Source organism: Paenibacillus filicis (assembly GCF_038070315.1).
GTDB classification, from domain to species: Bacteria; Bacillota; Bacilli; order Paenibacillales; family NBRC-103111; genus Paenibacillus_G; species Paenibacillus_G filicis.
The window spans coordinates 144,487-157,494 of record NZ_JBBPCC010000019.1; the positions used below are offsets into that span (position 1 = coordinate 144,487).

Below are 13,008 nucleotides of genomic sequence, written 5' to 3' on the forward strand. Positions count from 1 at the left end.
CTGTGGCGGATTCCCTTTTTCACGCTACACTTCTATTTTCCGGTCCAAACGGCCGTCCAGCACTGTGTTGATAAAAACAAGCTCCGTCGCCGTCATCGTCTGGTCCTTGATCTTCTGCAGCCAGCTCCAGTCGAGCCGGTCTTCATTGTACGCCTTGCCCAGCACCTCGTACAGCATCTCCCACTGCCAAGGTGCGAGCTTCATCGGCTGAGTCATATCTTCGTCCTCCTTATCTGTAGGTGTGCTGTTGTCGGTATTGTCTGATGCTTCATCGTAATTGGTGAGCCGGTGCGTCGCGATCAGGCTGTTCAGCTTGTCCGCGTAACGCGGATCGGTCGCATAGCCGCAGGCCAGCAGCATCGCCGTCTGTGTCTGAGGCGAGGACGCTTGCCGGACGCGCGTGTACCTCTGTGCCTGGAAGAGCAGATCCTGGTCGCGGAAGCCATCCGCAACGGTATCGTAGGCGCGCCAATAGGCCGTCACGCCATCGTGGCGGACGCCGTCGTACACCTCCCACGTCTTCGTGGAAACGGTGCGCCCGCTCCAATAGGCGTTGGGCAGGCCGCTGCCGGCCTTCAGCCCGACGAGATTGTTCCAGCTGTGCAAGGTGCAGCCGGTCTCCAGCATCGCCTGCGCAATGCGGACAGACGGGAAGATAGGTGAGCCCTCGGCGCGCAGCTTGACCGCCATGGGCGCGATAATCGCTATAAAGGCTTGGGGCGTGAGAGCCATCAGGGACATCCTTTCTGGTGAGTGATGGGGGATTTCGTCATGTGCTTGATGCATCTTGCGCTTTCTGGGAGGAAAGCTCTGCATGCTGCTTGGGGCGTCGAGGATCTTGCTCCCCGGATTGCTGCAGTGTGGCAGGCAGGTCTATTCTTTGCGGTTGCGGAGGATTCGCCCCCGGTGGATGCAGAGACTTGCTCTGCATCTGGGCAGCCGCAGCGGCGACCAGGAAGGCATTGGCGAAGGTCAGTGCGTAGAGGCGCCAGTCGGCGCCATTAGCTCCTACAGCCAGTTGTGCGACCAACAGCACGACGAAGGCAATGACGACCGCGTAGTAATCGGTCGGCCAGGGCAGGTAGCGGTCGAGCAGCCCCTTCGTATACTGCACGATGAAAAACGTAAGCAAAGAGGCGCCGCCCATCGTGGACAGCGCCTCCCAAGTGAAAAACGATTGCTCCATGCTACGAACCGACTCCCTTCCATAGCAGATTAATGAGCCCCGCGATCAGCGCAGCCATGACCGTCCGCCATAGCCACGTCTGATTCTCCGTCAGCTCCTTGATCTCATCCGCCTTCAGGCTATCGAGCCGCTTATGCGCCGAGCGGGTGCTCTGCAGCGCCTCCTTGGCCCGGTCGTCGACCTCCTCGACCTTCTTGGTCAAATCCTTGATCGCATCGAGCTTAGTCTCCAGCCGGGCCAGGTCGAGCCGGACTCCGGTGAGTTGTTCGGAGAGTTTCTTGGTCTCGTCATTTGACATCATTTTGCCCTTTCTGCTCGGCCCGGCCGGGCTTGGGAGTGGTAGTGAAAAAAAGGGACCGTTGTGCGTCTACTGTACGGCAGCTTCCGAATTCTTCAACTCCGGCTTCCTGCTGTAAACATGTGCCAAGACAAGATCGCGATCTTCGGAAGCCATGTTGTAGCTGCTTACAATATCTGAAATCTCACGCTCGCCACTGTCGTAACGCGTAATGCAAGCGCTAGCGATGATGCGGATTTTAGGTAAGGACACAGGCATGACTATTCTCCACCTCCAGTGAGGATTTCGGCCATGATGAGCTCGACGTCGCCAAGACGATTTTTGAGTTCTTCGTTTTGGGATTGGAGCTGTGCAATTCGCTCTGCATCCGTGGGGGGGGCGGAGGGCTTATTGCCTTCAGCCTCTAAATAGGCTACCCAGGCTGCAACTAACTCGTCTTCGGTCGGTTGAGGTGCGTCAAGGTTCCATTCCGCGATGTAAGGGCCTCGTTCAACAATGTCGTAATCTACACCCAGCTTCAGACGGCTGAAATCTACGACATAGCGATAGTGTACGCCTTCGATTTCCTCTGTTTCGTTTGAGGAAATGGGTACAATCTGGTGTCTGGTTCGCCCATCAACACCTAGACGAAGTATAGGCGTAGGTCCGTCATCTTGTACCCTGAAATCGCGGTCTGGAACAGCAGTCGCAAAGAGATGCATGATACTAGAGTGTAAATTCAATTAGCTCATCCTCCTATGCTATTTTTATGACTTCGAAGTTAAGATCGGCATGCAATGATAAAGCTACAGATGCACCACAGCGCGTGAATATTTCAACATATTCTCCGGCTTGCATGTACAGAGCAGCTGTGCCACTCATTGACATAGTTCTGATCCCAGGTTCGGAGCTAACGTCATAATGTAAACGCCGATAGGAAGTTCCGTTAAGAAATACATACATTTCAAATATACTTTTTGCGGGTGCATCAAAGCCTAGCACAATGGTATTTATAAGATATATCCCATTTTGTGGAGCTGTAAACCGATGTATAGATGAATCATAGTTACCAAGATTATCATAGTTTTTTTGTGGAAATTGTACTTTGGTCCAAGTGTTAGGAGCAATCACCTGCTGGGTGTCTAACGATCCAATTGCACGTGCGGCTGGACGCATCCCCCACGTGTTGTCACCCCAAGGATTAGTCACAGCAGTATTAAGGATTTGCCCTGCAGTCAGTGTAATATCTCCATTCGTACTGACCGGCTTACTATTTGAACACATAACCACACCATTGTCAGCCCTTAGGCTATACACATTGCCTGTTCCCCCTGCAAAATCAACCACTGTGTAGCCATTAAAATATGAGGATATGGCAACCAAACGGTTTGATATCATTGCGTTATAAACGCGAGCAAATGAAGAAGTAACTAGAATACCTGTCGCATTTGGAGCAGAAGAATCCATTTTACAATTATTAATTAATGCGGTCTGAACGTAAGTAACTTCAATACCTACCTCTGTAGACGTGCTAATCTTAATTCCATCTAAAACAATGGGGCAGGCACAACGAGTGATAGAAATTTTGGACACAATAAAATTATCCGACAACACTCCTCCAGGGCCACCCCTCAAAAGGATACGACCACTGCCACTAAATCCCGTAATAGAAACACCTTCAGCAAATGTTCCGGTTCCAAGTACAATATCAACGTTATGATTCAAAATCATTGGTACCAAACTGAAAGCCTTAGCAATCGTTTTGAAGGCGCCCGATGCACTATTAGCTAGTCCAGTGTTATTGTCATTGCCGTCCGTCCGCACATAGTAGGTGATATCGGCTGTTGTCTTGGTCGGCACGGCGTTATCCAGCTTGCTCTTGTCCGGTGCGCTCATCAGCCCAGCCGCCGACGTGGTAGCCGGGGCAGCCGAAGCCTTCGCATTCCACCCAGCCTTCTCCGCATCGGTCACAAACCGGTTATTCGCATCCTGCACAATTACGGATGCCGGATGCGTCGCCGGATGCACATAATTATTCGCTCCCGCCGCAATGCCGGCCAGCTTGGCGAAGTCCTCCTTGCTCATGCGGCCGTCTGCGGAAGCCGAAGCTTTTTTGACGACTTCAGCGTCCAATGTATCCATATTGCCGTTAAGATCCGCAATATCGACGACGTCGGTGCCTTCCGGCTTTTTTAAGCCTAGATTAGGTGTTGTCTGCATGTACTCACGCTCCTGTAAAAGTTCGTAGTTGACTCCATGTCATGGCCTTGGCCTGCTGCCACTTGAGCGGCTTGACCGCATTCCACACGGTGTACGTATATTTGAAAGAGTAAGCCAGATGCGCCGGCTTGATCTCATCCAGCAGTTGAATGAATCCCGGCATATTAGCGGGAATTCCCTTAATGCCTACAAAATGAATCTCGAACCGCGACTCTTGGGGATAGTCAATCACATTCACTTCCCCGCCGGAAAAGGCGGCGGCCGCTTCGATGATCATCTGCCTCGTGGTCGTTCCGGTTCCCCGCAGCTTGGCCCGAAGCATTTCCCGACGCCATTCGTAAGACTGGGTACGCTCCGTGTTTAGCCCCAGCTCCGCTTCCCACCGGGCAAGTCCCCAGGTCGCAGTATCGATAAACAGTTGGTCCAACTGCTCGTCGACCCGAAAGCGGAATTCTCCCGCTTCCTCACCTACCGTACCTTGCAAAGCAATCATCTGCCGACTTTCCTTATAGTAGGCAGGCAGGTAAGATAGCAAATCCCTAAAGTATTCGGGAGACGGCCCCCCCTCTGCCTGATCCTCGCCAAACTGCAGAGTATTGTATAACATTTGCCCATATCCCAACCTCTACACCCCCTTGAGCTGGTTCCAGGTGACAGGACCTTTGGGCATCGCATCGCCTGCATACGCAAGCTCCCTCGGCGCCCCCCATACCCCGTCACCCTGCGCCGCCTGGTAGTGCAGAATCTTCATGGTGCTTTTATTGAACACAAGGGCATTGACCTTGCCGCCGCTCGTGTCCGTGTACGTATTCAGCACGACCATGTCCTGATACTGGGAATCCCCCGTCGCACCATTCAACCCGCCCAGGGATGTAAAATACAAACCCAAAAAGCCCCTCGGAGTTGCCGAAGGTTTAATCGTGCGGTCATCGGTTCGCTGGACTCGGGGATGCTCATGCGTCGCTGGGGTAAATGCAGTCGGCTTGCCGATCATCTCGGCCCAATCCACGAGGCCCCATGCTGCGCTGCCTGCAGTCGCTCCAGCCTTCAGCACCTTGGCATTGTTCGTCGTTCCGGTAGCCGGCACATGCTGGTTACCGTCCCCCGTCGGGTGAACGTAATTATTGCCGCCTGCGGCAATACCATCCAGCTTCGCCTTGTCCGCTGCGCTCATCAGCCCGCTAACGCTTGGCGTAGCCGCTGCTGTGGAAGCCTTTGCCGTCCACGAAGCCTTCTCCGCGTCCGTAACAAAACGCTTTGACGTACTTTCCGCCACTTCATCCGCCGTATGCGTATGCGCCTCCGGTGTAAACAACGCAGGTTTACCTGCCACCTCGGCCCAATCCACCATGCCCCACGCTGCACTGCCCGCCGTCGCTCCGGCCTTCAACACCTTGCCGCCGTTCGACGTTCCCGTCGCCGGTACATGAAGGTTGCCATCTCCCGTAGGATGCACATACGCATTAGCTCCGGCAGCTACGCCGTCCAGCTTCGCCTTGTCGGCTGCGCTCATCAGTCCGCTCGCACTTGGCGTCGCTGCAGCCGTTGACGCCTTAGCCGTCCACGAAGCCTTTTCCGCATCGGTAACGAAGCGGTTATTTGCATCCTGAACAATGATCGAAGGCGGATGATTCGAAGGATGCACATACGCGTTAGCCCCGGCTGCCACACCAGCCAGCTTGGTCTTTTCTGCCGTCGTGAAGTCCTCCGTACTGAGCTGCTTGCCGGCTATTTTATCTACCTTGGTCGCCAATTGATTGGTAACATTCGCCGCAAAGTTGGGGTCGTTATTCAATGCAGCCCCCAGCTCCTGCAGCGTGTCCAACGCTTCCGGCGCCGCACCGACCACGGCCTTGATCCGCTGATCGGTCTCCGTCTTGGTGTAAGTCGCAGCTTTGTCCGCCTTGGTGGTCAGCTCCGTATCTACGTAGGTTTTATTGGCCTTCACACTTTCCACAGACGCAAGACGGTCTTCGGCGGACAGCACTCTGGAATCGTTGGCCTTTTTGTAGCGATCCATCTCAGTCTGCGTAGCCGTGAGGCTTGTTTGCAGCACATTGATGTCGTCCGCCTCCACTGTATCCCCAGGCGTCTCGTACGTTACATAGAGGACCGGAGCCGTGCTGAAAGCCCGCAGCATCCGGCGCCAGGGTGTTTCGGCCGGAACGGACACGACGAAATTAGTCACTGGCTCCCCTGTAAACCGCGATCCCGTGTAGACCTGGATGCTGCTGTTCACGATATTATCGTGGGCGAGCGGCCCTTCGTACTTGCCTCCGCTCGTCCGCAATTCCTCTTCGATGATGTAGGCACCGCCATCGCTGCGTTTATTCAGCTTATCGCTGAACCGGTCAATCTCGCTCGGATAAGCCATGCGCTACACCCCCAGATTCACGGTGGCCAGCACCGGGATTTCTTCGGCGTTCAGAGCTACATTCCCGGAGCCGCCGTTCAGCTTAAGCGTGCTGTAATCTACAACACCCGGCGTCTCCAGCAGCAGCGTACCGACCCGTGCGATAGACACATAGGAAACTCCAAAGGCGATTTCCCTTAAGAATGCTTTCAGGGCTGCCGAGAAAGTAGTCGTTACCTGCTGGAGCGTAAAGCCCTGAGCCAGCACAATCGTCGCTGCTACAGCGACCGGCTTGGCCGTCGCGCTCACGACCGTAACCGCCGCTCCGATCGGTGCCTTGCCCGCGCCTGTTGCCGGAGGAGCAGGATCGATATACCGCTGCACTTCCTGTACCAGCGACGGCGAAGCAGGGGCATAGGTGGCATCCACAATCACGATCTTCACCGTCCCAGGCCCGCTCCACAGCGGAAATACTTTCGCAGCCCCTACGCCGGGTACTTCCCCGGCCCACTCCAGGTAGTGGGACTTGTTGCCGCTGGTTGAAGGACGCATCGTATGCTGCTTATACCGCTGCAGCAGCGAGACATCCGTCTCCACATCCTCGCCGGGGATCAACACAGCACCCAACACCGCCGAAGTCAGTCCCTGCACCAGCTCCACCGGCTGCATCGTGCCGAACGGCGTGTTTCCGGCAGTGCCTGGGGCCTCAGCCTCCAGCCGGACTGTTTTCCCGGCCTCCAGCGCCTTGAAAAAGTGCCCGCTGGCATAAAATCTTGCTCCCTCAGGGACCGCCACATTAAACGTACCGGAGCGCACTGCCTTGGTCGCTGCCCGGCGTACAATGCCGAGCTCCCCGGTTCGGCGCTCCAGCCATTCTCCGCTGGAGGTCGAGGCGAAGCCGAGCTTCAGATTGCCTTCCAGATCGATATACGCCTGAGCCAGCTCGGCGGCGGCAGGGGCGAGCGCATCGAAGATCACGCTGCCCTGGCGCTTGTCTACATCGGCGGGGACGCGGTCCAGCATCCGCCGCAAAATCGTTTCATACGTCTGCTGCTCATACAAGTCTTGTCACCTCTTTCGTTATCCCAATACGGCCATAGTCCGAGATCACCGTGAAGGAAACCTGCGCCTGATCTTCTCCCACCTCAATGCGCACATCCTCAATGGCACGAACGCGGTCATCCTGCATCAGGGCTTCCTTGACCCGGCGGGTCAGCTCAGAACGAACGAGCAGCGGGTCGCCGCCCAACAGCTTGCGGAACTCGCTCCCGTAGTCGAAGCTGTAGATCGCATGCTCGAATCTTTCGGTATTGAGTATTTTAAATACCATTTGCTGCACAGCTTCACGCCCGTCGATCATGCCGCCCGCTCGGACACCCAGACCTGGAAGATCCAGCGCATATGTGCGGCTCGGATGCTTGACCCGGCGCAGCGTCACATCGCCGTTCAATACCCCGCCCTGCGGGATCATGGCGACACCACCCGGTCCAGCACGATAAACTGCCCGCCGCCCTGAATCCGCAGCAGCAGCAGCCGATCCCCGGCATAGAGCCCATCACGGATCACCACCTTCTGCCCGGATAGCGTCAGCTCCTGTCTGCGCATGCTCTCCGGAACCAGCAGCAACTCCTCAGGGAGAAGGAAACGCTCGTCCACGCTTACCTCAAGCGGCCTTACGCTGACGACAGTCCCGAAGAGCACCGCAAGCGGCTGGCCGGCGTCGACGGCGCCCAAACTTGCTTTTTTAATCACATCCAGCATTCGGCTTACGCTCATGCTATCACCTTCAATTCCAGATTCATCGTATGCTCGCCCCCGGCGAACTTATGCGTGCATTCCTCGACCAGGAAGGGCTTCTCCAGACCGAGCTCCGCCAGGAAAATGAATACATAGTACCCCGCACGCACCCGGATATCTCCGAGCGCATCGAGACTGAGCGTCCGCTGCTCGCGGTTATGCCTCGTCATGAGGTTGCCGAGCAGCTTCACGAGCTGCGCTTCGTTCATATTGTCGTTGGCCTTATGGTACAGCTGCAGCCTTCCCCATTTGGCGATATTCGCGCTGTCCTGCTCGATATAGACGTCCCGGCCCTGTATTTCCTTGTTATCTCGGACCACCTTGATCTTATTGTACGTCTCTTCGTCGATGGACCGCTTGTAGCTGTACTCATAGAGAAGGCTTCCGTCCCCAATGGAAAAGAAAAGCTTCAGCACATTCATATCCCGCAGCGTCAGCGCTCCGAAATCATCGTACAGAATATAGTTGCCTTCCCCCGCAATGAGGGTCAGGTCCAGCGCCTTCAGCGCAATATCGAGCAGCTTTTGCCCGTCTTCAACCATAGAAGGGATTACATACTTTGTATCCTGCAGCTCCCCCGTATTCATCCCAAGATCCCCAGCGATACGCCGGATGACCGCCGTTGCCGTTGCCTTGGTGAATACATACGTATCGTTGCCCAGCAAATACCGCAGCTGATCGTAGGCCGTCAGCTTCACCTGCTCCGTCGTGTTCTGTTCAATCGTGAACACATAGCCGAAAAAAACAGGCGTTTCCCCTTTCCGGACACGCACAATCGCGCCAGGCTCCAGCTTGAACGCCGAGCTCTGATACAACGCTCCCTTGATCAGCGTCAGATCAACGCTGGACGGCTTGGCGATCCGGCTGGTCTTCCAGGTCATCTCGGAGATCAGCTCGGAGACGTCCCAGACGTTCCCGTCCCGGTTATCGATCAGGATCTCAAACATACGAGGCCCCCTCCGGCAGCTTCAGCTCCCGGCCGATCTGAAGCTTTCGCAGTTCAGCATCGCTGATCCCGTTGAGCTCCTGGATCTCTCGGTACCTCGCTCCGCTCCCCAGCATCTTGGCCGCAACCGCCCACAGGCTGTCACCCTGCACCATGGTGTAGCTGTCCGGTGGAACTCGGTCATTGGCCCGTGTCGGCTCGGCCTCTTCGACCACGGTCCCCCCCTGCTGCGGGTCGAGGACGATATTGACCTTTTTGGCTGCGTAGAATTCGTATTGCTTGAGGGACAACTCATACTCCACGTCACCGGAGCTTGCCGCCGTCTCCTTCCAGTCGAAGCGCTCGATGCTGACCGGGGAGTTCAGTTGAATACCCGTTAAGGCTCCGTCGATCAGCTCGGTCTGGCCGCCCGTGACGACGATACGAATCGGACGCTTGCTCCGCATCCATTCGGTCAGGCGGTCCACATACCACAGCGAAGGCCGCAGTTCTTCCTCCCTCACCTGTACAAAAGGATAAGCTGCAGCCGGGAAGATCCCGGAAAAGCTGATCTCTCGAAGCTTGGGCGTCTGGATGGCGTTGATTTCACCGAGACCGACGATATTGTACGTCTGGCCTTCTCCCCCCTGCTTGATCTCCAGTGACTCGGGGTTAACCGGCAGCCGGAACCAGGACTCCGCATTATTCCAGCCTAGATAAATCCCATAGGGTACCTTCACGCGTACACCCCTCCCGCTGTCCGAGTAAACTCGTCTTGGAGTGAATCGGTGATTTTGCGGACCAGTTCATCGATATCCGCCGTGTTCTTGATGTCCCCTGTCTCCACCTGCACCGTAGGCGTCAGCGTGACGAAGTTCTGGATGGACTGGATATCTGCGAGCTCCCTCATCAGCTTGAGGTCTTCATTGGAGATGTCGATTTCGCCGCCAACCTTGACATTGTCCTTAATTTTTCCAACTTCGTCGACACGATTAATTTTGGCACTCTTACTCCATCCAGAAGTATCAGGGACCTTCTCAGAGTCTATATTTCCAGCATTTACCATGATATCTGATACTACGTTAAATCCGTTATTGAATGCATCCATTGTATTCATCTGCTTCATCTTCCGGTCGGAGAAATCCTTTACTCCGTCTGGCTTATCCGGCGGTTCCAACTTAGGCAGCACTGAACTTAAATCACCAATAATTTTAAAGTCACTTCCAAAAACCGAATTTATCTTCTCAATGATCCAATTAATTCCTTTAACCGTACTTAGGACCATATTCAAGTAGTATCCCTGCATATTGGTGAATAGATCGTAAAACAACTTTTTGACTGCATAGAGAGGTTCGTTGAACACATTCGAAAGAAACTCCGCTACAGCAACGATAATATTCCACAAATAGCCAAACGTATTGTAAAGGGATGCGAAAAAGGCGTAAAACACGCCAGTTACATATCCGACCACCTGTTCTGCGGATATCCCAAACATGCTAAGCACCTCCAGCAGTAAAAAAATGCCGGCGGCAATAGCCAGAATGGGCCACATCCCTGCTAACCACGATACTAACCAGATCACCGCAATAGCAGTGATTGTTAACCCAATAGCTGTAAGAATATTTTGAAAGGTCGACCAATGATTATTAATCCAATCCATGATCGTTCCTGCCATCTGGGCAAAATAATTTAAAGCTCCTCCAAGAATCCCGAACCAGCCTTGAATTCGATTGCTATCAAACAAGTCATTAATCTGTACAAGCAGTGGTTGAAGAGCATCCAAAGCCATAGTGCCTGCATCTGCCAGCGACTGTTTTCCCTTGGTCTGCAGATCATTGAACAGTGTAAACGGGCTATTCCCCGTATCTTTGGCCGTCTCTTCTGTAATTCCTCGCTCTTTGAACAGCTTGTCCATCGCTTCAGTAAAACCCTTCATATCTCCATTCTTACCAAGATCCCCAAGCTTCATATTTTTCATTTCCGCTTCCAGAAAGCCGTAATCCTTGGAAAGCGCAGAGACATCACCATTTAATGCGGCACTAATAGCCGCCATGGCTTGTGGAAATCCTTTATCATTCACATCAAAGGTATTTAACTGGGAAGCAAAATCATTTAATTGCTTCATTTCACTTGTATTGCGAGCACGGTCAAATATGGATAGGGTTCCCTTCAGATACTCCGAGACATCTTCTCCACTATCAACAGCATCAGCTTTGAATTTTAAAAACAGATCGGTACCCGTCTTCTTATCGCCAGTGCGTGCGATAAACATTTGCTTAAGCTGATCTTGCTCCATAGCACCTTTTAATGCAGTTTTTCCCAGATCAACGATAGGTTGAAAATTAAGCTCCATTTCCCCTGCTTTTTCGGCGAATTTTTTTCCCAAGACTATGAATTGAGCAGAAATGAACTTTACAGCCTCTAACATGCTTTCTTTCATACGATTGATCGCCGGCTTTAGCGTATTCGCAGCTTTCTTTAGCGAGTTTCCCAATTGATCAATTAATTGTTTTCCCCAATCCGCTACTTGTTGATGAAATGGAAGCTTGGTTTTATCGTTGTCGGGTCCTGCGGGTAACGCCAGCTGTGGCCCTGCAGGAAGTGCCAATACCTCAGGTGTTACATCAATTGGCTCATTGCCCCGATTCCCAAATGGATGGGATGAACTCATAATTACGATGATCTGCTGGACTACATCAGGTACATCAACCTGGATAGCCACCTGGGCTTGAAGAGCTACATCAAACCGAGCAACAACCGAAAAGAGGTTCTTGCCTGATTTGGAGGACATCCCCATGCTGGATGAGGACAGTTGAAACATCCGCATACTTGAAGAAAATGTAGCCATCCTTCTTTCCTCCTTCCCCGCCATCCCCTTGCCCCGGCTCGGCTTACCCAGCATCCGGCACTCGGGTTGGCACTATTTTCTCCTCGTCCTTGCCCGCTCCCGCTTCTCAGACTCGACGCGGATGTCGATCATCGCGAAGATCGCGGCCTGCTCGCGCCTGGACATGGCCATCAGATCATGGGGCAGAATATGGAGCTCGTGGAGGGCGTAGTAGGCGTAGTTGGCCAAACCGTCGCCCTCGTTGATTAGTTTTTTACTTCGTCCACCAGCTCGCTCATGTCTTGGTCGAAGCCGTTAAGCTCCTGCACGCGTTGGATGAGCGCAGTGTATTCGCCGGGCAGCAGCATCTTGCGGAGCAGCGTCTCGGCGCCCATGACGCCATAAGACTTCTGCAGCTCGGCATCGCGGAGGCGGGGGAAGACGACGCTGGCTACGGCGAGCCGGGCCATATATTCCTCGGGGCTCGTCTCCGTCGTGTACGAGCCGTTCTTGCCCTTGATCCGGCGGGTAGCCGCCTTGCGGCAGTCCTCGTTCTCCGCCTCGGTCATACTGCGCAGCTGCCAAGGGACGGGCTTGCCTTCCTTGTCCTTGAAGCGTTCGGAGACGACGTAGTCCTCCGTCACCTCGCCGATTACATTTTGTGCGAAAAATACCGTTAAATCGCTCATATTTGCCTGCCTTTCTTCCTCATGGAATCGAAATGATGAATCACGGAGCTGAGACGCATCTCGGATGTCCAGACTCGAACGCTACGCACGGCACCCAGCCCCGTCTGTTGCCATACTTACACGCAGAGGCAGCTTCGGCCGATAAGGGCCGATCAGCCCTAGCCCTGCAATTGCGGAGCTGTGAACGAATTCAGCACCTCGACATCCTCGAAGGTGAACGCGATCTCTTCCTCCAGCGCCTCCGCCTCGGTGTCCAGGGAAGCCATGATGACGCTATCCAGGTTCACACCCTTCACGACGACGGTCTGGTTGCCGATGTTCGAAGCCGGCGATTCGTTGACGACCATGATGTCGAAGTACGTATCGACGCCAGTCTTGATGTAGCCGAGCATTAGCTCGCGGAACTTGGAGGTCACGTAGTAGATGGTCATACTGCCGGAGCCTTTCCAGCCCTTGGCCTTATGCTGCGTGCCCCGGCGGCCGAGCGTCTTGATCTCCGCCTTTTCTTTCTCCACCTTGGCTTCGAGCTTCTTCACATAGAACATCTCGAACACTTGCCCGCCGATCGTGGCGTAAGCGCGGCCTTCTTGCCCGCTGATCGTGTTTTTTGCCTCCTAAAATTTTCTGTTAAGAAATGATGCGGAAACCCAACGTTATCAACAATTTTTCGCCTGTGTATTACGGCGGTTTAAGATTGTTTATGCTATAAAAATGGTCAAAAAAATGGTCAAAAT

The 13,008-nt window shown here is 54.0% G+C and carries 16 protein-coding genes and 1 pseudogene; all 17 read right to left on the reverse strand.

The genetic code is table 11. The features are described 5' to 3' along the window. Window positions 1–24 precede the first annotated feature (24 nt). Window positions 25–732, reverse strand: a complete 708-nt coding sequence (locus WMW72_RS25340; protein ID WP_341418363.1) for a glycoside hydrolase family 73 protein — start codon at window positions 730–732, stop codon at window positions 25–27. 37 nt (window positions 733–769) lie between these two features. Then, window positions 770–1,186 carry a hypothetical protein gene (locus tag WMW72_RS25345; protein WP_341418364.1) on the reverse strand — a complete coding sequence of 139 codons (417 nt, stop codon included), beginning with the start codon at window positions 1,184–1,186 and terminating at the stop codon, window positions 770–772. A gap of 1 nt (window position 1,187) precedes the next feature. Then, window positions 1,188–1,487 (reverse strand): hemolysin XhlA family protein, encoded by a 300-nt coding sequence (locus tag WMW72_RS25350; protein ID WP_341418365.1) that lies wholly within the window; start codon window positions 1,485–1,487, stop codon window positions 1,188–1,190. A gap of 66 nt (window positions 1,488–1,553) precedes the next feature. Then, the gene (locus WMW72_RS25355; RefSeq protein WP_341418366.1) at window positions 1,554–1,742 is read right to left on the reverse strand and encodes a hypothetical protein; all 189 of its coding nucleotides are present in this window, start codon (window positions 1,740–1,742) and stop codon (window positions 1,554–1,556) included. Between the two features lie 2 nt (window positions 1,743–1,744). After that, window positions 1,745–2,206 carry an XkdW family protein gene (locus tag WMW72_RS25360; RefSeq protein WP_479724858.1) on the reverse strand — a complete coding sequence of 154 codons (462 nt, stop codon included), beginning with the start codon at window positions 2,204–2,206 and terminating at the stop codon, window positions 1,745–1,747. A gap of 13 nt (window positions 2,207–2,219) precedes the next feature. Continuing rightward, window positions 2,220–3,683 carry a hypothetical protein gene (locus WMW72_RS25365; RefSeq protein WP_341418368.1) on the reverse strand — a complete coding sequence of 488 codons (1,464 nt, stop codon included), beginning with the start codon at window positions 3,681–3,683 and terminating at the stop codon, window positions 2,220–2,222. Between the two features lie 4 nt (window positions 3,684–3,687). Beyond that, window positions 3,688–4,290: a putative phage tail protein gene (locus WMW72_RS25370; protein WP_341418369.1), complete on the reverse strand. Its 603-nt coding sequence runs from the start codon at window positions 4,288–4,290 to the stop codon at window positions 3,688–3,690. Window positions 4,291–4,308: 18 nt separating this feature from the next. Further along, window positions 4,309–6,057: a hypothetical protein gene (locus WMW72_RS25375; RefSeq protein WP_341418370.1), complete on the reverse strand. Its 1,749-nt coding sequence runs from the start codon at window positions 6,055–6,057 to the stop codon at window positions 4,309–4,311. A 3-nt stretch (window positions 6,058–6,060) separates the two neighbouring features. Then, on the reverse strand, window positions 6,061–7,098 hold the full coding sequence (locus WMW72_RS25380) for a baseplate J/gp47 family protein (RefSeq protein ID WP_341418371.1): 1,038 nt from the start codon (window positions 7,096–7,098) through the stop codon (window positions 6,061–6,063). Further along, the gene (locus tag WMW72_RS25385; RefSeq protein ID WP_341418372.1) at window positions 7,091–7,507 is read right to left on the reverse strand and encodes a DUF2634 domain-containing protein; all 417 of its coding nucleotides are present in this window, start codon (window positions 7,505–7,507) and stop codon (window positions 7,091–7,093) included. The genes WMW72_RS25380 and WMW72_RS25385 overlap by 8 nt, the downstream gene beginning before the upstream one ends. After that, entirely contained in the window at window positions 7,504–7,812 is a 309-nt protein-coding gene (locus WMW72_RS25390; RefSeq protein ID WP_341418373.1) for a DUF2577 domain-containing protein, read from the reverse strand. The genes WMW72_RS25385 and WMW72_RS25390 overlap by 4 nt, the downstream gene beginning before the upstream one ends. Then, the gene (locus WMW72_RS25395; protein WP_341418374.1) at window positions 7,809–8,780 is read right to left on the reverse strand and encodes an XkdQ/YqbQ family protein; all 972 of its coding nucleotides are present in this window, start codon (window positions 8,778–8,780) and stop codon (window positions 7,809–7,811) included. The genes WMW72_RS25390 and WMW72_RS25395 overlap by 4 nt, the downstream gene beginning before the upstream one ends. Beyond that, window positions 8,773–9,498 carry a LysM peptidoglycan-binding domain-containing protein gene (locus WMW72_RS25400; protein ID WP_341418375.1) on the reverse strand — a complete coding sequence of 242 codons (726 nt, stop codon included), beginning with the start codon at window positions 9,496–9,498 and terminating at the stop codon, window positions 8,773–8,775. Before WMW72_RS25400 ends, WMW72_RS25395 begins: the two co-directional genes overlap by 8 nt. After that, window positions 9,495–11,606 carry a phage tail tape measure protein gene (locus WMW72_RS25405; protein ID WP_341418376.1) on the reverse strand — a complete coding sequence of 704 codons (2,112 nt, stop codon included), beginning with the start codon at window positions 11,604–11,606 and terminating at the stop codon, window positions 9,495–9,497. Before WMW72_RS25405 ends, WMW72_RS25400 begins: the two co-directional genes overlap by 4 nt. 72 nt (window positions 11,607–11,678) lie before the next feature. Beyond that, window positions 11,679–11,834 carry a hypothetical protein gene (locus tag WMW72_RS25410; RefSeq protein ID WP_341418377.1) on the reverse strand — a complete coding sequence of 52 codons (156 nt, stop codon included), beginning with the start codon at window positions 11,832–11,834 and terminating at the stop codon, window positions 11,679–11,681. A 17-nt stretch (window positions 11,835–11,851) separates the two neighbouring features. Then, complete coding sequence (locus WMW72_RS25415) at window positions 11,852–12,274, reverse strand: phage tail assembly chaperone (RefSeq protein WP_341418378.1); 423 nt, start codon at window positions 12,272–12,274, stop codon at window positions 11,852–11,854. A 158-nt stretch (window positions 12,275–12,432) separates the two neighbouring features. Next, window positions 12,433–12,885: pseudogene (locus WMW72_RS25420) on the reverse strand (phage tail tube protein); the annotation flags it as partial. Between the last annotated feature and the right edge of the window lie 123 nt (window positions 12,886–13,008).

Excerpts from the sequence above, each read along its gene's own strand:
- WMW72_RS25390 (WP_341418373.1), bottom strand. The coding sequence starts at position 7,812 with ATGAGCGTAAGCCGAATGCTGGATGTGATTAAAAAAGCAAGTTTGGGC.
- WMW72_RS25375 (WP_341418370.1), bottom strand. The coding sequence starts at position 6,057 with ATGGCTTATCCGAGCGAGATTGACCGGTTCAGCGATAAGCTGAATAAA.
- WMW72_RS25415 (WP_341418378.1), bottom strand. The coding sequence starts at position 12,274 with ATGAGCGATTTAACGGTATTTTTCGCACAAAATGTAATCGGCGAGGTG.
- WMW72_RS25340 (WP_341418363.1), bottom strand. The coding sequence starts at position 732 with ATGGCTCTCACGCCCCAAGCCTTTATAGCGATTATCGCGCCCATGGCG.
- WMW72_RS25395 (WP_341418374.1), bottom strand. The coding sequence starts at position 8,780 with ATGTTTGAGATCCTGATCGATAACCGGGACGGGAACGTCTGGGACGTC.
- WMW72_RS25385 (WP_341418372.1), bottom strand. The coding sequence starts at position 7,507 with ATGATCCCGCAGGGCGGGGTATTGAACGGCGATGTGACGCTGCGCCGG.
- WMW72_RS25405 (WP_341418376.1), bottom strand. The coding sequence starts at position 11,606 with ATGGCTACATTTTCTTCAAGTATGCGGATGTTTCAACTGTCCTCATCC.
- WMW72_RS25365 (WP_341418368.1), bottom strand. The coding sequence starts at position 3,683 with ATGCAGACAACACCTAATCTAGGCTTAAAAAAGCCGGAAGGCACCGAC.
- WMW72_RS25355 (WP_341418366.1), bottom strand. The coding sequence starts at position 1,742 with ATGCCTGTGTCCTTACCTAAAATCCGCATCATCGCTAGCGCTTGCATT.
- WMW72_RS25370 (WP_341418369.1), bottom strand. The coding sequence starts at position 4,290 with ATGTTATACAATACTCTGCAGTTTGGCGAGGATCAGGCAGAGGGGGGG.
- WMW72_RS25350 (WP_341418365.1), bottom strand. The coding sequence starts at position 1,487 with ATGATGTCAAATGACGAGACCAAGAAACTCTCCGAACAACTCACCGGA.
- WMW72_RS25345 (WP_341418364.1), bottom strand. The coding sequence starts at position 1,186 with ATGGAGCAATCGTTTTTCACTTGGGAGGCGCTGTCCACGATGGGCGGC.